A 20818-nucleotide genomic window follows, 5' to 3' on the forward strand; every position below is an offset into this window, starting at 1 on the left:
GAAAAATTATTTACTGCTGGTGTTTTTAGCAGCGATTTTTGGAACGACTTCCATCCCATCATAAAGGACATCGATATTATTGAGTGCCACTTTATCTCCAGCTTTCAAACCAGATTTTACAAAATAATCTGCTCCAGCGCTTCCCGCGATTTCAATTGGAACCATGGCTATTTTGTTTCCTTCTTTCAGAATAAATACAAAAAATTTATCTTGAATGTCTTTTACGCTCGCCATTGGAACTGTAATTACAGATGATAAACTTTTGTTCAAGACAATTCTTGCCGAACCTCCAGAACGCAATTCTTTTTTAGGGTTTGGAAATATGGCTTTTAAGGCAATTGTTCCTGTGGCACGATCAATGTTTCCGCTGGCCACTTCCAATTTTCCTTTTTGATCGTACTCGCTGTCATCGGCCATAATTAAACTTACAGTCTGATTGCTTTTTGGATCTTTTGAAAAAGCCAAATAATCTGCTTCTGTCAAAGAAAAATATACAAATACGCTATTAATCTCTGAAAGTGTCGTTAATGGAACGGCATCATTTGGCGTAACCAAGTTTCCGATACGGTTTGGAATACGGCTAATATAGCCGCTCACAGGAGCTTTAATCAAAGAGAAATCGGCATTTAACTGAGATGATCCTAAAGCGGCTTTTGCTTGTGCTACTTGTGCTGTTGCGGCTTCGTAATTGGCTTGAGCTGTTTTTAACTGCATGTCTGAGAAAACTTTTCCTTCAACCAGAGGTTTGATTTTCTCTACTTCCAATTTCGCATTGGCCTGATTAGCTAAAGCGCTTTTGTAAGCTGCACGGCTATTATTTACTTGTTCAGCATAAACATCGCCTTTAATTTTAAAAAGAGATTGTCCCTTGGTTACATAGTCTCCCTCTTTTACATAAATAGCTTCAAGATATCCTGAAACCTGAGCTTTTATATCAACGTTTACAGTACCTTCGACTGTTCCTGGATATTTCTTTTCTATTTCTCCTGTAACCGAATTGGTCTGAAGAAAGTCTACTTCTGGCTTTGGAGGGGCCATTTGTGCATCTCCGCTTTTTCCGCATGAAGAAAGGGAGATCATTATCAATAAAATTGCAATCCTGCCAATTGCTTTATTATTTTTAAAAAACTGTTTTGTCATTTTACTTTTCATTTTTAAATGAATTACCTCAAATTTGGCAGCAAAATAACAGCGTAAAACCGTTTTTTTAAGGAAGAAATTTACCCAAACGACATATTTTGATACTGAAACGGAGGATTTTTTTTTAAGGTGCTAAGTGGCTAAGATGCTAAGGTTCTCAGCTTTTTGTTTTGCCTCAAAGACGCTAAGACGCTAAGTTTTTTTTAGAATAATGAAAAGGAATCTCGCAAAGTCGCAGAGTCGCGAAGTTTTGTTATGCCACAGATTAAAGGATTAAAAAGGATTATTTCTCGCTGATTGAAAAGATTTTGATGCATTCTTTGTCATCCTGACGGAGGAAGGATCACACACGGAATTCCGCAACGTATGACGGGACAATCTCTGTCGAGTTTCTAGTGTGATCCTTCCTCCGTCAGGATGACAAATAGTACGCAACAAACTTTTCGTAGAAAACAAAAAACCTTAGAATCTCAGCATCTCAGAACCTTAGCACCTTTCTTACCTATCCATCCACTGTTTAAAGAAAGGAGTTTTTTCACGACTAATGATTACCTCTCGTTCGGGATCTAGTTTTAGTTGAATTTTAAGTTTTGCGTTGAAGTAGTTCGCAATAGATTTGATGCTTTCGGCACGAATGAAAAACTGACGGTTGGCACGGAAAAAGATATTCGGATCCAATTCCTGCTCCAGTTCTTCCATAGTTTGCGGAATAGAAATAATGACACCAGATTTAAGGAATAAATTACTGGTTTTGAATTCAGAATATATAAAGTCGATATCTGAAACGTCTACGCTTTTGTAGCCATCTCGATAGGTTACTAAAAAGCGCATTCTGAAAACTGGCTTTTCAATCAGTTCTTTTAAAATTCCAGCGATATTGGTTACGTTGGATTCGTTTTTATTTAAAGATTTAAATTTAGATAAGGCAAATTCCAATTCGTTCTTTTCGATAGGTTTCATCAAATAATCGATGCTGTTAACCTTAAAAGCGCGAATCGCATATTCGTCATACGCTGTCGTAAAAATGACTGGACAAGTGATATTGATTTCATCAAAAATTGCAAAACTTAATCCGTCGGCTAGACGAATATCCATTGTGATCAAATCTGGACAAGGGTTCGATTTTAACCATTCTACTGTATCCACAACAGTATCAATGATTCCTAAAATTTCACAATTAGGTTCTAGTTCTTCGAGCAGTCTTTTTAAACGGCTGGCGTTAATACTTTCATCTTCTACAATTAAAATTTTCATAACTTTTAAATTAATGGCAGACGTACCTCATAATAGCTGCTTGATTCATTAAAAATCGGCATTCTTTCGGATAAAATTTTATAACGAAATTCGATGTTTTTATTTCCAATTCCTGTTGAAACCAGACTTTTTCCAGCAGTTCGCTGCAAGTTATTACGAACAATAATATCTCCAGAATCAGAAAAAACAGTAATTGTAAGCGGATTGGCCAATGTTGCCATATTGTGTTTTACTGCATTTTCTACCAACAACTGCAAGGTCAAAGGCGGTAAATGAAGTGCTAAAGAAAGAGAATCAACCTCAATTATTAAATCGATTTTATCCCCGAGTCTTTTCTTTAATAAATAAAAATAAGCATTAAGAAATTCTATTTCTTCTTTTACGGTAATAGTATCTTTATTAGAGTTCGAAATCATATAACGATATACTCTCGTTATATTTTCTAAAAACGAAGCCGCTTCTTTCTGATCTTTATAAATCAATTCGGTTAATGTGCTGAAATTATTGAAAACAAAATGCGGATCTAACTGCATTTTTAAAGATTCTAATTTCGAGCGCGTTACTGCTTCTTGCAATTCTGATGCTTTAACTTTTAATTCAGCGGTTTCTATAGCATTTAAACGCCATCTGTTCAGCAGAAATATTCCGGTATGAATAGCACTTATGAAAAGCGAAATTATGGCTGCCATAATTTTAGACTGCCAAATGGTAACCAAATCATTTACTTCTAAAGCTGTACATGGATATAAATAATCCCAAAGCCATGAAAAAAAGTAATTTAAAAGTATATTTCCTGCAATTAAGCAGATGAATTGGGCAATGGCCCTAAAAGCCGGATTTTGTTCCCAGCTTATATAATAGTTTAATTTTCGGCCAACAAACAAAGTGAGTTCTGTAAGTATGGCGCAATACAATAAAATAATGAAGATATCGAAGGTCTGATCTAAGTCGAGCAAACCTTCCTCTTCAAAATTTCTATACGGATTCAAGAAATAATAAGACGAAAGATAGACCAAAAAAACGGCTGGAATTACTATAACCCTGTAGTACTTATAGAAAAAATTCTTGCTCGATTTTTTATTTTGGTTCTTTCTCCCCATTAATTCACCCAACTTGTAAAAATTGAAAAATCCTATTTATTAGTGTTCTACTAAAACACCTTCTGCCTTATTGATGGCTGTAATAGTTTCAACTGATTTTCTCTCACGCATAACACCCCATTTCAAGCAAGTTGCTCCCCATGAAAATCCTGCTCCAAAAGTAGTTATCAATACATTCTGTCCTTCTTTAAAATCGTCTTTGAAATCCCACAAACACAAGGGAACTGTTGCAGATGTTGTATTTCCGTAACGATCAATGTTTACTTTTACTTTTTCAAAATCAATTCCTAAGCTTTCGCCTACAGCCGTAATAATTCTCAAATTAGCTTGGTGTGGAACTACCCAGTCAATTTGGTCTGCTTCTAGCTCATTTTTTGCCAAAGCATCTTGCGAAACCTGGCTCATTGCAGCCACCGCTCTTTTAAATACAAAAGCTCCGTCTTGTTTTAAATAGTGTGTTCTGTGCAAAAGACTCTGCATAGAAGTTGGATTTCTAGAACCTCCAGCTGGTACAGCCAAAGAAGAAACACCGCTTCCGTCTGTTTTAAGAATCGTTTTCATTAAACCTGCATCAGATTCTGTTTTTTCTAATAAAACAGCTCCTGCTCCATCTCCGAAAAGAATACAAGTATTACGATCTTCATAATCTACGATAGAGCTCATTTTATCTGCTCCAACGATGATTAACTTTTTGTAGCGACCGCTTTCGATCATGTTTGCTCCCATTTCTAGTGCATACAAAAATCCGCTGCAAGCTGCATTCATGTCAATTCCAAAAGCATTTGTAAGTCCGCTTTTATCGCAAACAATACTTGCTGTTGGCGCCAAAATGTGATCAGGAGTTGCTGTAGCTACAAGCAACGCTTCTATTTCTTCGCGATCTACATTATAATTTTCGATAAGATTTTCAATCGCCGCTGCGGCAAGATCAGATGTTGCTGTATCGTCGTCTGCGATTCTACGTTCTCTAATTCCAGTTCTTTTGATGATCCATTCCTCCGATGTATCGACTGTTTCTGAAATTTTCTTGTTGGTCAGAATTGATGATGGTACGTAACCACCTATAGCTGTAATTACTGCGCTCATTGTTTTTTGTTTTTTTTTAAGCTTTGTACTCTTAGAACCCAATGCTTTTACCTTTTTCTTCTTTTTAACAGCTCATATCAAGGAATAAAATCTTTTAGAGCCATCGCAGGAAACTGCACCAGTATTCCTTAAAAGCTAATTAAATCTGATGGCAATAACTTTTTCTGAGAAATGATGTTTAAAAAAATCTTAACAAACTAAAAACATTATACAAAATCCAATTAAAATAAATTAAAAACCTACACAAAGCCTTCTCTCGGTAGTACTCGGTACAGAACCTTTAATTTATTTTATTTTTAAAATCATACAATGCGGTTTCAGTTTGCAGATAATTCCCAATTTTTAGCTGTTGCCATACTGATAAAAAAACCTATCTGCATTAAGTTTTTAGAGTGCCACAAAATTAATTTAAAAATATCTGAAACAAGCAGACAATTAAGAATAATTAACAAAACTGCCTTAAATGTTAAAATATACTTTTGAAATTCGGCAATCAACCCTCAAAATTATAGAATCCCTAAAATCAAAAAAAATCTGTTAAAATTTATTTTGATAAAATTTCCTCAAAAAAACCTTGTAATTTTTATATCATTATTTTTAAATCAAATCAATCTTTAATAATTCGGAAACGACAATAATGGGATATCAAGACCCGCTGCCAGAATCCTAGTTTTGCTTCTGTGGACTAAAGAATCCCAGAAACCATACTTTTGAGGCACCATAATCAGCAAATCGGCCTCATAATTTTTAATTTCTTTTCTAATTTCGTTAATAACGGCATTCGATCTTACCGTTTTATACATGTATTTTACGTCTTCAAATTCTTTTTCGATATTCGAATTCATTAAAATTCTGTGCTGTTCTTCTTTCAAATCATCTAATTTATCGTCTACGCTAAAGAACTCAATTTCCGCGCCAAAATCTCCAAGAGCATTTTTGATCCAGCTAAACTTTTTAATAGCCGAAAAACTTAAGCTATCACAAGCATACAATACCTTTTTGATATCTAAGAAACGTGCATTTTCTGGAACAGCTAAAACCGGAATAAGCAAACTTTTAATCGCTGTTGTAGTTGAATTCCCTAATAATTCCTGTTCAAAAGAACGTTCTGCCATTCCCATTACCACAACATCTGCATTTGTTTCTTTGATAATTATAGGAAGTTCATCTTCAAGAAAAGAATAAGTACAAATTGAAGCGGTTTCAATTTGATGCGAATCAGCTATTTCTTTGGCTGCATTCTCAAGCTTAGAAATAGCTCTGTCAATCTGCTTTTGCATTGCATCTGCAGTGATATGTGAGTTGGCACTGTGTACACTTAAAGAAAACGAATTAAATAAAACCAATTTTGCGCCAGTAGCTTTTGCTAGTCCAGCTGCGTAGGCAACGGCGTTATTTGCAATATCAGAAAAATTTGTCGCGGCGATTATAGTAAGAGGTGAAATCATAAAAAATAGAATTAAGCTTTCTGCAAAATTGCTCAATTATATGCTTTAAACCTTTTTTATATAACTGAATAATCAATTTTCACGACCCAACCGTAAAATATCATTCCTGAAAAAATAGCCTTTCCTTTTTTGTTTCTTACTTTAAAAAAGATAAAATGCAGGTGTGATTTAACCGCGAAGCACGCAAGGTTTTTTACCCGTTGGAATTTGTAAAAACGCAAAGATCGCAAAGCTGTATAGATAAAGCTGATGAAAATTACTCGTAATCGTGATAGCTATCGAAAGCTAAGTCACGAAGGATTATATTTTTAAAGCCACAGATTAATAAGATTAAAATGATTTTGTTTCACGCAGATCCTGCAGGTTTTAGCAGATTTTAATTTTTAAATCTTAAAAAAATCTGCGCTTATCTGCTTAAATCATTTAAAATCTGCGTGAAATAAACCTTTGTGAACTTAAAATCTCCAGAATTTATATAAAAAAACCTTAGCGCACTTTGCGATAAAAAAACACCACCTCTCTCCCTGTCCAGTTCACCCTAAAGTTTGTCCGTTTCAACAAGTTTCCGATTTCGTTTTTAAGGCTTTCAACGCACATTTGTACCGTTAAATAACTTTAAATATCAAAATCATGAACTCAAAAACAACAAAAATTATCTATTGGACAGGCGCAGTATTAACTTCTTTATGGTTTGGCGCAAGTGGTTTCTTCGAATTAACAAACAATCCATTGGTTTGGGGAATTACACAACAATTGGGTTATCCAGCACATTTTATTTATATCCTTGGCGTTTTTAAAGTAGCTGGTGTTATTACACTTTTAATTCCGAACAAATTATTACGATTGAAAGAATGGGTTTTCGCAGGTGTATTTTTCGATATCATCTTTGCTTTCTTTTCAAAAATTGCCGTTTTAGGTTTTGGTGCTGCGACAGATGCGATTATTGCCTTTATTATGGTAAGCGTAACGTATGCAATGTATAGAAAATTTTATACAGCAACTTATACTCCGTCTACCGAAAACTTTTAATAGAGATAGAAAAAACAAGAAGCTTTCTCAAAGGAAAGTTCTTTTGTATTTAACTGAATATTAAAAACCAATTTATAAAGAAGAGCCTCAGCGGGGTAAAATATTTATAGAATTTCAAATAGACATATAAAACAAGCTCCAGCGGAGCGACATATATTAAAGATCATGAAATATGTCACTCCTCCGGAGCTTTATATTGTAACCGCATACTTTTTTCTATAAATATTTCGCTTCTCTGAAGCTTAAAAAAGAGAAACTAAGCTTTTGATATGGTCTCTACGAACTTTAAATTTAATTTTTTGCAATGAAAAAAATCATTCTAATTCTCTGTTTTATACTTTCAGCTTTGTTTTTCATAAGCTGTTTTATGTTTCCAGGATTATAAAATCAAGCCAATTAGTTTATCTCAGAAAATGATGAATTAATTGGTTTTATCGGTTTTCTAACCAGCTTAAAAATGCGGTTGCTTTTTCTTTTCCAACCAATATTTTTTCTTCTGTCGGAACACTTAATTTCACGATTATTTTACGCGAAAAATAATGTTCTGCTTCGCGAATTGCTGAAAAATTAACCAAATATTGTCGGTTGATTCTAAAGAACTGAATTGGAGATAAAAGCTTATAAATTTCATCTAACGACTGTGTTAATGGATATTCGTTTTTATCTAAAGTCATAATCGTTGGCGTTTCATTTTTGATAAAGAAAAACGCAATATTCTCCGTTAAAACGGTTTGATATTTGTTGTTTTTGAAAACTAAAAAGCTGCTTTTACCTTTATTTTCACCAGTTCTAGTCAATAAATAATCAAAATCGGGAATGGCCTTTTTGTTTCTCTGAAAGAAGTTTTTTAGTTCTCCCGCTTTCTTTAAAGCCTGCGAAATGCTATCTCTCGAAAAAGGCTTCAAAACATAATCAATTCCGTTTGATTTGAATGCTTCAATCGCATAATCATCAAAAGCAGTACAGAAAATTACAGGCGACAAAACCTCAACATTCTTAAAAATCTCAAAACACTGACCGTCTGCCAGCTGAATATCCATAAAAATAAGATCGGGCTGATCTTTTTCTAAAAGATAATCTACTGCGCCGTCAATGCTTTGTATATAAGACAAAATCTGAACATCGGGTCTGATGCTCAGAATTAATTGGCCAAGTGCTTTGGCTGTTTTTACTTCATCTTCAATTATTATGATAGTCATAATTTAGGGGTATTTTTACTTTAAAGGTAGTTTCGTCTTTGTCAATTTCGATTTCTTTATGAATCAGGTGCATAAAACGCTGGTTGATATTATCTAAACCAACACCTGTAGACACGGCGCCTCTTTTGAGCTGAATTTTATTTTCAACTACCAGAAACTCGTTTTCTGTATAAAGTCTTATTTTTAAAGGTTTGTCTAAAGAAACGACATTGTGTTTGATACAGTTTTCAATTAATAACTGCAGCGTAAAAGGCGGAATTGCCGAATCGTATTGTTTCGAATCAATTACGTTTTCTAAGACAAATCCGTCTTCAAAACGCGCTTTTAACAGATATACATAAGAATCTAAAATCTGAAGTTCTTCGCGAAGCGGAATCAAATCCATTTTTCTACTTTCTAACGTAAAACGATAAAAATCGGATAATTTTAAGATAAAATCTGAACTCTGCGGATCTTGGATATCCACCATCGATTTTAGCGTATTCAAACTATTAAACAAAAAATGCGGATTTACCTGCTGTTTCAATAATTCGTATTGAGCACCAAGATTTACGGCTTTTGTACGTTCTAGCTCAACTCCCATTTGCTGTGTCTGATAATTTTGAAAAAGCAAATGCAGAAACATATACACAATCAAGTTGATTAAAACTCCACGAAGTTCAAACATGATTGGCGCATCCATTTTTGAAACCTGAAACAGTTCCTGATGCGCAATTACTAAAATCACCATTAAAACAATCCCCAAAATAACACTCAGTAAAAGTTTCCAATTAAAGAGACTTTTATTGGCATGATTAGCAGAAAACTTTGGCAAACTGTAAATGTTGTAATACCATATAAAAAGGGAAAACAACAGCGTAATCGAAGAATTTATAATAAGGTCTCCAAGTGTAGAATCGGCATCAAATAATTTAGGTATCGAAGCCATAACTGCCAATGCAATCGAACTTCCCCAAATGACTTTGAGCGAAACCTGAAAACGTTTTGTTTTTTCCATATTGTAATTGGTTTGTTATGATCAAAGATAAGTTTATTTGAAAAAGATTTGACGCAGATTTTTAATGATTTTAGGAGATGTAAGCAGATAAATTTTAATCTCGCAAAGCTTTCTATTCTCATTTTTTGTCATCCCGAGGAACGAGGGATCTCCGTAAGAAACTCCGCAAACAAAATCGACAATCTTTGTAGAGCTACTCGTGGAGATCCCTCGTTCCTCGGGATGACAAACTGTGTGGCAAACTGAAAGCAAAGAAATCCCCGTGACACAAAAAAATCAAACCCGTTTAACTCCCAAAATAGCACCTGAATTCATATCTTGAACAAAGCCAATAATTTCAAAATCCTGTGCATTGTAATTTTTAGGAAGATGAACAGATGCCGTTCCTTTTTTATTTTTATTTAAATCTACAGATTGCAGATTCCGAACAATTTGATAATGCGATAAAATACGATGTGCATTCTCGCCTCTTTTTACATTACTTTTGGCTTCTTTCTGAACAACTGCAAGCAATAGACGACTATTTTTTGAAGTGCCTTCAACACTATAATTTACAGAAATTGAATTTTCATTTTGATTTGCTTCTAAATTTAAACTTGCTAGAGCTTGTTTAGAAAGTGCCGATTTAATTCCGTTTCGCAAACTCGTTTCTTGAGAACCTATATAATCTGTTTTTCCGTTAATGATTACTTGAGGCGTGTAGATTGGTTCTTTTCCTAGAAATTGAGCGTAATCATATTGTCTTTTGGTGAAATCGGCACTACTAAAAATATCTTTCCAACCTTGCTTGTCCCAATAATCTACATGATACGCCAATACAAAAACATTTTTATCTCGGTATTCATTCTGAATTTTTCCCAACAATTCATCTGCTGGCGGACAACTCGAACAGCCTTCCGAAGTATATAATTCTAATAGTGCAAAACCTTTTTTATCTGTGTTCTGACTGAAAATGCTATTCCCTATTGAGAAAAATAGCATTATAAAAGTGATTAGTAGTTTCATGTTTTTTGTTTTTGGTTGATAGTTGCCGGTTGATAGATTGCATTATTTTAAAAAGCCAACAACTATCAACCAATAACCATCAACTAAATTTAAAGAATATTAATCTCAACGTTTATATTTCCTCTCGTTGCTTTAGAATATGGGCAAGTCTGATGCGCTTGCGCCGCCAAAGCTTCTGCTGTTGAAATATCAATTCCTGGAAGACTAATATTTAATCTTGCCTGAAGCGAATATTCTCCTTCTATTACGCATAAATCTACCTCGGCATCTACAGCGGTTTCGGCTGGAAGTCTAACGTCAAGTTTAGAAGCTGCAATTCCTAAAGCTCCAATAAAACAAGCCGACCATCCTGCAGCAAACAACTGCTCTGGATTTGTTCCCGGACGCGAAGATCCCGGTGCGCTTAATTTAATATTCAATTGTTCGTCTAAACTTTGAGAAGCTCCTTCTCTACCGCCTGTTGTGTGTGTTTTTCCTGTGTATAAAATTTTTGTTCCCATGATTTTTTTGTAAAATGTTATTTGTAAAATGTGAAATGTTTATAGTTATTATTTTTTGTTATTGATTTTGGAATTTGGGATTTAAAAAATTGGAATTTATTTTAAATTATCTGCGTCAATTATCGCTTGTGCAAACGCTTTTGGATCTTCTTGCGGAACGTTGTGTCCGATTCCTTTTAGAATTCTGTGCTCGTATTTTCCTGTGAATTTGTTTGCGTAGGCTTTTCCATCCGCGAAAGCGCCATCAAAATCACTTCCTATTGTAATGGTTGGAACTTTAATCTCTGGTTTTGCAGCAAGGCGTTTTTCTAGATTATCGTATTTAGCTTCACCTGCTTCTAGAGACTGTCTCCATCTGTAATTGTGAATCACGATTGCTACGTGATCGGGATTGTCAAAAGATTGAGCTGTTTGATCATAAGTTGCTTTGTCAAAATTCCATAACGGAGAAGCAATTTTCCAAATTAGTTTATTAAAATCGTACGTGTTTTGAGTGTAACCTTGTTTTCCTCTCTCGGTTGCGAAATAATATTGGTACCACCATCCTAATTCGGCTGTTGGAGGAATCGGTTTTAAGTTTGCTTCTAAATTCACCACCAAATAACCACTTACAGAAACCAAACCTTTCACACGTTCTGGCCAAAGTGATGATACGACAACCGCTGTTCTCGCGCCCCAATCGAAACCGCCAATTACGGCTTTGTCAATTTTTAGTGCATCCATAAAAGCGATAATATCACTTGCTAAAGCTGCTTGCTGACCGTTTCTGAAAGTTTCTTTTGATAGAAAAGTCGTTGTTCCGAATCCGCGTAAATAAGGTGCAAAAACGTGATAACCTTTTGAAACCAAAATCGGAACGACTTCGTTATAACTGTGAATATCGTAAGGCCAACCGTGAAGTAATATCACTGGAGTTCCGTTTGACGGACCTGCTTCTGTATAACCAACATTTAATAATCCAGCGTTGATTTGTTTTAATGTTCCAAGTGAACTGCTTACTTCAATTGTTTTTTGTTTTGAAGTTTGTGCTTGAGTGAAAGTTGCATTCATAAAAAGAATAGCGATTAGAATATTTGATAGTGTTTTCATAATTTTTATTATTTGATTAGTTGATTATCAGTTAATTTCTTTGTCAAAGGTATTTTGACAATGCTTGTTTTAAAAGGTAAAAAAGGTGAGGTGGACAAAGTTGAGGGTGAAATGGACAGGCTTTGTTTTTTAACCGCAAAGAGCGCTAAGAGTTACGCAATGTTCGCTAAGTTTTTTACAAAGCTTTGCGCTTAGTTATTTTTGCCACAGATTATAAAGATTAAAAGAATTTAATAATCTGTGGAAATCATTTTAATCTGTGGCAAAACTTTCAACACAAAGCTTTGCGAACTTTACGCATTTCAGCAGAAACCAATAGTAAAAAAGCCTTGCGTACTTTGCGGTTAAAATTTTTAGTTTTTCATTACAAGTATCGGTTTCCCCTTTTCTACAATATAAGTCGCCAGTTCTGATGCTTTAGCATTTGTATTATTTTTAGCCGAATGCACCACGCCTGCCGGAATAAAAAGTACTTCGCCTGCTTTTAATGTTACAGGTTTTTCGCCTTCGATCTGATATTCCAGCGAACCTTCAACAACATAAATGACTTCTTCGCCTGGGTGAGAATGCTTTCCAAAAGCTGAATGTCCGTCAAAATCTATTCGTGCCTGAACCATTTCTTTTCCTAGAGTACTTAGATCATGTTTTTGCAAATCGACGCGTTTTACTCCTTGAGCTGCAATCTGATTCGGAACTAAAAAGGCAATGATTCCTAAAACAATAATTGCGATTATAACCCATGTTTTTTGTTTTTTCGTTTCCATAACTTCTGATTTAAATTATTTGTTTTCGTTAATTTCTTTGTCAAAAGTATTTCGATAACCCTTCTTACGAAATCAGAAAATAGGTGAAACGGACAAACTCTAAGGTGAACTGGACAGCGCGTGAGTTGTGATTTGTAAGATGTGAAATGTTTGAGGTTTAACCGCAATCCCGATAGCTATCGGGAGCAAAGTTTTTTTGCTTATAGGAATTTTATAAAAACGCAAAGAACGCAAAGCTTTGTTTTTATTTTTTTTGCCACAGATTATTAGGATTATAAGGATTATCTAATCTGTGGTAATCTGTGAAATCTGTGGCTATAATAAAAATTCGCACAGCTTTATCTTTATTCTTTTGCCACAGATTATAAAGATTAAAAGGATTTCTAATCTTTATAATCTGTGAAATCTGTGGCTATAATAAAAATTCGCACAGCTTTGCGTGCTTTGCGTATCCCGATAGCTATCGGGATTGCGAACATTGCGGTTAAATAAACAGTTATCAAAAAAAAAGTCAGGACTAGTATGTTACTACTATTCCTGACTTATATAATCCTTCTGTGGCTAATTTTAGTTCTCTAATTTTAAATAATTACCATCAAAACTAATCATGACCTTTTCAAATTGGCCAAGTACATCCTGACCAATATTCCCATAGTTTACTTCGCCATAAACACCGTAATCCTTTGGGGAAATTTCCATTTTTGGAAGCTGAATAATTTTATTTCCAAGTGATATTGGCTGATCTTTTAAAACCAAAACTTCCGTCGAAACAACTTCTGCACCGGCACTAGCGGATTTTGTCGTTTCTAAAGCACCTATAGAATCAAGATCCGTTTTGAAAGTTTCATAAAACGCTCTGTTAAACAAACTTACTTTTGCACCACTGTCAAAGTTAAATGGCAAGGTTTTGCTTTTATACTTCAGCATTACAATCGCTCTTAGTTCGTCTACAAACAAGTTTTTTTCGTTTGTTTCAGATTCTAATTCTTTAGAAAAGGTAAGTTTATCTTTTTCAATTGTAATCGTTCCTAACTCTTTTATTATCGGAAAACCAATAATTCCGTTAATCACATACGCTCCATCTGCAAAAGTAAAAGCCTTATCGGGATATACTAAAAACACTGCGTTATAAATTTTTAATTCTCCTAAATTAATCTCCGACGCGACACCAATACGGACTTTGTTTTTCTGTCCTGTAAAACTCTCCACCGAAATATCATTGTCTGGAAGAATTTTAAATCCCATTTTCTTTGCAATGCTTTCTGTAATACAGCTAATTCCTGCTCCAGTATCAAAAACAAAATGAGACACCGTATCTTTTACTTTAACCTCTGTTGTAATCAAACCCGCTTTGTCTTTTACAGCGGCAACAGTAATTTTAGTAAACTTATCTATAGATTGTGGCCTAGTACCTCTAAGCGTCTTCCAAATTTGCTGTGTATTTATTTCATCCTGAAGTTCTTCTTTGGTAAAACGCTGCTGAAATTTCATCGTCAAAACTTTAGAAGCCATATAAGCAGAATTATAACTAAAGAGTTTGATATAATTATCATCTTTCAGCTTTGTAAATTCATAACTATTTATAAGTTCGTTATTTTTCAGACTGTCCAAATACTGATTTGACAGCTTTGGTTTATTACACACATTGGCATATAATCCTTTATAGAAATAATAATCTTTACCCTTTTCCTTGCTGTTAAGACTGTCCATTTTAGCAAACTGATGCTGTTTACTCAGCTGTTTTAAAATAGAATCTGATTTCGTCTGCCCTAATACTATTTGTACCGCAAATAAAAGACCCAATAAAAGTTTGTTAGAATTCATCTATCTGATTTTTTGAATGTTAAATATAAGGAAAATCGGAAAAAAATTGAAGTTCAAAATTCCGATTATTTGATTTGGAATTTGGGTTTTCAAAAATTGAAATTTCAAAAAAAAATCAGGCTTAGCATTTAACCGCCATCCTGATTTTCTGAATTAAAATTAACCTTCACTTTTATCTTCTGCCTCTAAAGCCACCTCCGCCGCCTCTAAAACCTCCGCCGCCGAAGCCACCGCCATTAAATCCGCCTCCACTTCTTTGGATATTTTGGAAATTTCGGGTTTGCATTTCACCTCGATCTCTTGACATAGCCGAACGATCAAGATCGTTTGTAATATCTGGACGTCCAGGTTCTCCAAGCGGTTTATTGGGCTGTCCGAGTGTTTGATCTGCTTTAGGGAAATTATCGCGTTGCATTCCGTCTCCCATCCGAGTTTCACCTCCTAGATTTTGACCCGCTTTTGGCAAATTATCACGCTGAATTCTTTCGCCTGCACCATTTGCCCCAAGTCCTTCATTAGGTCTGTCGCGCTGAATCCTTTCACCTGCTCCATTTGCTCCAAGTCCTTCATTAGGTCTGTCACGCTGAATTCTTTCTCCTGCTCCATTTGCGCCAAGTCCTTGATTGGCTCTATTCTGAATCCCTTCACCCGCTTTTTTGGATGATCCCAAAGTTCCCGCTTGTGTCCAGCCACCGTTTCCGTTGTTATAATGACTCCAGTTTCCGTTGGCATCTCTTTTATAAACATGTCCGTCGTGACCAGCATAGAGATTATTATTGGTATGAATTGTAGTTCCTCCGCCTCTTCTGTGTGTAATTACACCTTTATTTCCACCAGAAGTTTCATAACCAATCGCTGTTCCGCGTCGTGTAGTGATATGTCCCGTCTGCGCCCACTGATTTCCGTTTGTCGCAGCCGAATGTCCCCATTGCGCATACGCATTATGCCCTTGATTGGTTCTCGCATAATTTCCCGTCCACGGATTGTATGTACTTGCAGCCGTGCGTCCGCCATACCATCCTTGCACACTTGCAGAACGACCGTATCTTCCCGTTGCAGGATTATACCAAGCCGAAGTTCCCGCAGCTCCATAAGGCCCGTAAACACGTCTTCCTGCGGCATAACCTCCCGTCCACGGATTGTAAACCGCTCCTCCTCCGTACGCATAAGGCCACGGACGATAGATTGGATACAGTCCGCCGTAATACATATAAGGCGGATAATACCATCCTGTGCCATAAGTTAATATAGCGCCAAATGTTGCACCAATAATAAAAGCACCTAAATAACCTGCTGTTGCACTACTTTCAACCGTTGTGTCGGTTGTAGTTTGCGTCACATACGTAACATTATAAACTGGCGAACTTGGCGGAATCGTATAAATTTCTTGCGGAACAGAATCGCAGGTTTTCCAAGGTCCGTTTGGACTGGTCGACATAAACCAAACCGCCTGAAAGCACAAATAATACAAATCGCCTACTTTTATAATCTTCTCCTGCGTGTTGCTTGCATATTGCATTTTCGTTCCATCGATAGGTTTAAACTGAGGTGTTCCGCCATCATACGATACTTTTACTTTCGCTTCAGCATCCGATTTCTTTAAAATAGCCGTTGTTGGAACCTGCGATAACATTACAGCATCATTGGCTTCCTGAGTTCCAGGCACAGACGACAATACATTGGCACGCGGAGAATCTTTCGGAATTTTAGCAAAATCAGCAGGAAGACTATTACTAGCATAACTCCACGGTCCAGTTAGATCTTTAGATTTAAACCATCTTCCAGACAATAATACATAATACTGACCTTTGTTTTCATCAGCAAAAACATCATTCTCGGTATTGTCAATATATAACAATTTAGTTCCTGGAATTTTAACGAATTTCGGACTTCCGTTTATGGCAATCAACTCAGCAGGTTTATTGCTGTAGAAAACTTCAGGAGCTCCACCAGAAGACGGAGGCGGAATCATTTTCTTAACATCATCAAAATTCTGACCCGAAGGCAGATTGTTTAAACCCGAAGGCAATTTGGTTGTTTTGGTCCATTTGCCCGCGACATTTTTCGAAGTCAGCCAGATATTCTCTACCAATAAATAATAATCCTTTGTCGTTTTATCAAAAAACAAATCCCAATTGGTATTTACCACATATTGAATATCCGTTTTTTCTACAGGCACCAAAACCGGTTCGCCTTGCACGATAAGCAAAATTGACGGATTTGTGCTGTAAAAAATCGCAGGAGGATCGTTTTTAGCCGCAATTCCCTTTGGCGGACTTTTGGTATGACTCAAATCTGCCAATATACGATCTACCGAAATAGGATCTCCACTCTGAGGCAGCGTTTCTTTAAACAGCTTTTCCATTTCAGGAACTTTCTTTTTGTCAAGAGCTGGAAACCGGATATCGGTTACCTGAAGATTTTTTATAAAAGCGCTTCGGTTATCTTTGTCTACCAAAGTTTCCGCTTTCAAAGAAGCCACGCCCAAAACCTGTTTTCCATCTTTTGGAGTCAGCGAAAAAGCCACTCGAGCAGTAATTTCTTTAAAATCTTTCCAGTCGTCTACCTGAGGCTGATAATAAACCAGTTTTGTACCGTTATTTTCAGCTTCGCGAGGCCAACCTCGATCTGCAATTAATGTAGAGTCGGCAGTTTCAGACTTTCCAGTTTCAGAACTTGACTGCTCCGTATTTTTATCTTTTTTGCAGGAGAACAAAATTGCACTCAAACAAACTCCAAATATTAGAAAAGCATTTCTCATAAATTTAAAAGTTAGATTATTCATTGAAAATTTATTTTCTCGATCTTCGTATAAAATTCTTTCCTATAAAATTAAATTCACTGTATAAATAAAACTAAAAATCAGCCACTTACTTTGTTTCACATTATAATTTGAAACCAAATAAGTGCCAAAATGACCTTTCTTTTCTAGAACCAAAATTTTAATCTGAACCCATAAATTGAGCCAAAATGAAGCATTGATATTGATTAGGAGCTATTTCCTGCTATCCGCTATATCTTTTGTGGCGAACCCCGCCACAAAAGGATGCCGCTACTATCGGGGCTAGGGCACTCATTTTCAAAAGGAAGTTTTTGGGAAATTATTATTTAAGAATTGTATTACTTTTTACAGTATTAAACCAACTTCTTTTTTAATATATTTGCAGTCCTAAAAGTTAAGACATGATTACAGAAAAAAAGTTTGCCCGTGTGGTATGGTGGCGGTATTGGAAACAACTGCAACGCGTTCTTAACTGCGTAGGACACCTAACCTACGCGGGTTTTATATTTCCCTAAAAGTTAAGATTATGAGTACCAAAACCCTTTCAAAAGAAGCCGAAATCGGTCTAATGAATTTCTTCAACGACAGAATTGACCCACTCGATATGGCGAGAGCCATAAGACAGGTAAATCTAACCCTCGCATTGGGCGTTCTAAACGATCAAGAAAACATTCAGTTAAACGCTGCCAAACTTGGAGACAGCTTCTATTGGCTCAATGAACTAGCCGAAATTTTAGATCCTTATCTGGATTTGGAGTAATTAGTTTTTTTTGAAAATTAAAACCCTTGGTCTTTTAGGAGATTGAGGGTTTTGTTTTTTGATATGTTTTAGGAAAAAAAGCGCAGAAATACTTATTGTTCGTTTTTATTATTTTAATGTTTATCAATGTACATTCAAGAATTATTAGAGATCTTTATTGAAAAAATGATACTTTAGCAATTGAATAACTTTTCAAAATTACTTGGAACTTTATAATCAAGATTATTGCTTTAAAATATTCTTCATTTTCAAAAATAACAAACATAGTTATGGATAAGTACAATAAAATCATTAATGAATTAATTCAATTTAGAAATGAAAGAGACTGGAAACAATTCCATGACTCAAAAAATTTAGCTTTAGCTATTTCTCTTGAAGCTGCTGAATTAAATGAGCTTTTTTTATGGAAAAAAGATAACGAAGTAGAAAATATCAATAAAGATCGCTTAAAAGAAGAAATAGCTGACATACTTTCCTATACTTTTTTGCTTGCTGAGAAACACAATCTAGATGTTTTTGACATTGTTTCAGAAAAGATAAAAAAGAATGCTCAAAAATATCCTGTAGATAAGGCTAAAGGAACAGCTAAGAAATATAACGAACTATGAATTTATCATTTGGATTGTCTATTGAGGTTTCTGAACAATATGATTTTAATAGAAATTCTTTATCTAAAATAAGCCAAAATCTTTGGGTAAAAAACCAATGGCCATTAGTTTATTTCATTCAAAATGAAACAGAACGCATTGCCTATGTTGGCGAATCAACCAATGCTTATAATAGAATTCAAAATCATCTCAGTAATCCAAAAAAGTCCAACGTTTTAAATAAAATTTCGATTATAGGAAGTGATAAGTTTAATAAATCTGCAACTTTAGACATTGAATCAAATTTGATACAATACATTACTTCTGAAGGAACTTATCAACTTCAAAATGGAAATTATGGATTGGTTAATCATAATTATTACCAGAAAGATTTATACAAAGATCTTTTCAAAGAAATATGGAATAAACTTATTGAAAAGAAAATTGTCAGTAAATCTCTCACTGAAATTGAAAATTCTGAACTTTTTAAATATTCCCCATACAAATCATTAAATGAAGATCAATACAATTCTGTTTTAGAAATTTTAAATGGCCTATGTTTAAAAGAGTCTAACAGAATTTTTATTAAGGGCAGCGCAGGAACTGGTAAAACTATTCTTGCCACGTATCTAATAAAACTTTTGCATTCTGATGTTTCAGAAGATTTGGAAGAATATAACGATGATGAATTAAGAGAAATAAGTTATATAAGATCTTTTCAATCAAAATATCCGAACGCCAAAATTGGGTTAGTAATTGCAATGACTTCTTTAAGAGAGTCATTAAAAAATGTTTTTAGAAAAGTCCCTGGCTTAAAACCGTCAATGATTATTAATCCTTCGGAGACATTTAATCTAAATGAAAAATATGATTTGTTAATTGTAGATGAGGCACATCGATTGAGGCAATACAAGAATATTGGTTGGATGGGAGCTTTTAAAAAAAATAATCTAAAATTAGGATTAGATGATTCAGGAAATGAATTAGACTGGATATTAAATAACAGTAAAAATCAAGTTTTCTTTTACGATTCTGCTCAATCTGTAAAACCTTCTGATATTGATGAAAATCATTTTACTAAGCTTTTGAACGATCAAAAAACTCTAAATCTTACATTGACTTCACAAATGAGAGTTAAGGGAGGAAATAATTATATTTCTTTCGTTGACGAATTACTTCATAACAAAAGGAAAGAAACAGAATTCTTTCAAATTGAAAATTATGAATTAATACATTTCGATTCATTAAATGATTTGTATAATGAACTCAAAATAAAAGAGGAAAGTCATGGTTTATGTAGATTGGTAGCCGGATATGCATGGCCATGGCAATCAAAAATTGATAAAAATGCTATAGATATTGAAATAGATGGCTTACAATTTCAATGGAATCAAACTGAAAAAGATTGGGTAAACTCACAAAATGCTTTTCAGGAAGTTGGCTCTATACATACTGTTCAAGGGTATGACTTGAATTATACAGGAATTATCTTTGGAAGAGAGATAGATTATGATACAAATACAAGAGAAATAGTTGTTGATGCCAAAATGTATTTCGATAAATATGGTAAAAATGGAATAAATAATTTAGAAGATTTAAAGGTTTACATTATCAATATTTATAAAACGATAATGTATAGAGGAATTAAAGGAACCTTTGTTTATGCTTGTAATGAAAATCTACGTAATTATTTAAAAAACAACATTGAAACTTTTAAATATAAAATTCCTTTTAGAATATTACCTTTTTCAGAAGTGAAACCATATGTTAATTCTGTTCCTTTAGTTGATGTTACCGCTGCCGCAGGTAGTTTCAGTGATTTACAAATACATTCAGATTTCGAATGGGTTGAATTGCCTTTTAACATTGCTGCAAAGGAAGGTTATTTTGTATGTAAAATTGAAGGCGAATCTATGAATAAAAAAATTCCAAACCATTCATATTGTTTATTTAAAAGGGATTATGGTGGTTCACGAAATGGGAAAATAGTATTAGTAGAAAGTGCAAACATTCAAGATGCTGATTTTGGTGCTGGCTATACTGTAAAAGAATATCACAGTAAAAAAAATATTGAAAATAATCAATGGAGTCATCAAGAAATTATTTTAAAACCTCTTTCTTATCATCCTAACTATAAAGACATCCACTTAAGTAATGATGAATTAGTAAACTTAAAAGTTATCGGAATCTTTGAGTGTATTCTGTAAATGAAATGCAACTTTATAGACTAGTTTCAGTATCTAAGCAAAAGCAA

The 20818-nt window shown here is 34.6% G+C and carries 17 protein-coding genes; 4 read left to right on the forward strand and 13 right to left on the reverse strand.

Going from position 1 to position 20818, the window contains the following annotated elements:
* Window positions 1-6: 6 nt before the first annotated feature.
* The 5 genes from AAYQ05_RS16690 to AAYQ05_RS16710 form a co-directional block, all read right to left on the reverse strand.
* Window positions 7-1140: an efflux RND transporter periplasmic adaptor subunit gene (locus tag AAYQ05_RS16690; RefSeq protein WP_343544528.1), complete on the reverse strand. Its 1134-nt coding sequence runs from the start codon at window positions 1138-1140 to the stop codon at window positions 7-9.
* A gap of 498 nt (window positions 1141-1638) precedes the next feature.
* The gene (locus tag AAYQ05_RS16695) at window positions 1639-2394 is read right to left on the reverse strand and encodes a LytR/AlgR family response regulator transcription factor (RefSeq protein ID WP_343544529.1); all 756 of its coding nucleotides are present in this window, start codon (window positions 2392-2394) and stop codon (window positions 1639-1641) included.
* A gap of 5 nt (window positions 2395-2399) precedes the next feature.
* Window positions 2400-3494 carry a sensor histidine kinase gene (locus AAYQ05_RS16700; protein WP_343544530.1) on the reverse strand — a complete coding sequence of 365 codons (1095 nt, stop codon included), beginning with the start codon at window positions 3492-3494 and terminating at the stop codon, window positions 2400-2402.
* A gap of 39 nt (window positions 3495-3533) precedes the next feature.
* Window positions 3534-4580, reverse strand: coding sequence for a beta-ketoacyl-ACP synthase III (locus AAYQ05_RS16705; RefSeq protein WP_177209785.1), 1047 nt, complete (start codon window positions 4578-4580; stop codon window positions 3534-3536).
* Between the two features lie 614 nt (window positions 4581-5194).
* The gene (locus AAYQ05_RS16710) at window positions 5195-6028 is read right to left on the reverse strand and encodes a universal stress protein (protein WP_343544531.1); all 834 of its coding nucleotides are present in this window, start codon (window positions 6026-6028) and stop codon (window positions 5195-5197) included.
* A 630-nt stretch (window positions 6029-6658) separates the two neighbouring features.
* Here AAYQ05_RS16710 and AAYQ05_RS16715 point away from each other — a divergent pair.
* A complete protein-coding gene (locus AAYQ05_RS16715) occupies window positions 6659-7057 on the forward strand; it encodes a DoxX family protein (RefSeq protein ID WP_343544532.1) in 399 nt (132 codons plus the stop codon).
* 431 nt (window positions 7058-7488) lie between these two features.
* On the opposite strand, the gene AAYQ05_RS16720 is transcribed toward AAYQ05_RS16715, so the two are convergent.
* The 8 genes from AAYQ05_RS16720 to AAYQ05_RS16755 form a co-directional block, all read right to left on the reverse strand.
* The gene (locus AAYQ05_RS16720; RefSeq protein WP_343544533.1) at window positions 7489-8256 is read right to left on the reverse strand and encodes a LytR/AlgR family response regulator transcription factor; all 768 of its coding nucleotides are present in this window, start codon (window positions 8254-8256) and stop codon (window positions 7489-7491) included.
* Window positions 8237-9253: a sensor histidine kinase gene (locus AAYQ05_RS16725; RefSeq protein ID WP_343544534.1), complete on the reverse strand. Its 1017-nt coding sequence runs from the start codon at window positions 9251-9253 to the stop codon at window positions 8237-8239. Before AAYQ05_RS16725 ends, AAYQ05_RS16720 begins: the two co-directional genes overlap by 20 nt.
* A 276-nt stretch (window positions 9254-9529) precedes the next feature.
* Window positions 9530-10258 (reverse strand): DUF1223 domain-containing protein, encoded by a 729-nt coding sequence (locus tag AAYQ05_RS16730; protein ID WP_343544535.1) that lies wholly within the window; start codon window positions 10256-10258, stop codon window positions 9530-9532.
* Window positions 10259-10347: 89 nt separating this feature from the next.
* Window positions 10348-10758, reverse strand: a complete 411-nt coding sequence (locus AAYQ05_RS16735; RefSeq protein ID WP_343544536.1) for an organic hydroperoxide resistance protein — start codon at window positions 10756-10758, stop codon at window positions 10348-10350.
* A gap of 96 nt (window positions 10759-10854) precedes the next feature.
* Window positions 10855-11847: an alpha/beta fold hydrolase gene (locus tag AAYQ05_RS16740; protein ID WP_343544537.1), complete on the reverse strand. Its 993-nt coding sequence runs from the start codon at window positions 11845-11847 to the stop codon at window positions 10855-10857.
* 353 nt (window positions 11848-12200) lie between these two features.
* Window positions 12201-12611: a cupin domain-containing protein gene (locus AAYQ05_RS16745; protein WP_343544538.1), complete on the reverse strand. Its 411-nt coding sequence runs from the start codon at window positions 12609-12611 to the stop codon at window positions 12201-12203.
* A 567-nt stretch (window positions 12612-13178) separates the two neighbouring features.
* Entirely contained in the window at window positions 13179-14435 is a 1257-nt protein-coding gene (locus AAYQ05_RS16750) for an aspartyl protease family protein (protein WP_343544539.1), read from the reverse strand.
* 172 nt (window positions 14436-14607) lie between these two features.
* Window positions 14608-17196 (reverse strand): dermokine domain-containing protein, encoded by a 2589-nt coding sequence (locus AAYQ05_RS16755; RefSeq protein WP_343544540.1) that lies wholly within the window; start codon window positions 17194-17196, stop codon window positions 14608-14610.
* A gap of 547 nt (window positions 17197-17743) precedes the next feature.
* Between AAYQ05_RS16755 and AAYQ05_RS16760 the strand changes: the two genes are divergently transcribed.
* The 3 genes from AAYQ05_RS16760 to AAYQ05_RS16770 all read left to right on the forward strand — a co-directional run bounded on the left by AAYQ05_RS16760 (window position 17744) and on the right by AAYQ05_RS16770 (window position 20771).
* A complete protein-coding gene (locus AAYQ05_RS16760; protein ID WP_095931884.1) occupies window positions 17744-17977 on the forward strand; it encodes a hypothetical protein in 234 nt (77 codons plus the stop codon).
* A 269-nt stretch (window positions 17978-18246) separates the two neighbouring features.
* Window positions 18247-18585, forward strand: coding sequence for a nucleotide pyrophosphohydrolase (locus tag AAYQ05_RS16765; protein ID WP_343544541.1), 339 nt, complete (start codon window positions 18247-18249; stop codon window positions 18583-18585).
* On the forward strand, window positions 18582-20771 hold the full coding sequence (locus tag AAYQ05_RS16770; protein ID WP_343544542.1) for a DNA/RNA helicase domain-containing protein: 2190 nt from the start codon (window positions 18582-18584) through the stop codon (window positions 20769-20771). Before AAYQ05_RS16765 ends, AAYQ05_RS16770 begins: the two co-directional genes overlap by 4 nt.
* Window positions 20772-20818: the final 47 nt, after the last annotated feature.

Source organism: Flavobacterium movens, assembly GCF_039581425.1.
Lineage (GTDB): Bacteria > Bacteroidota > Bacteroidia > Flavobacteriales > Flavobacteriaceae > Flavobacterium > Flavobacterium luteolum.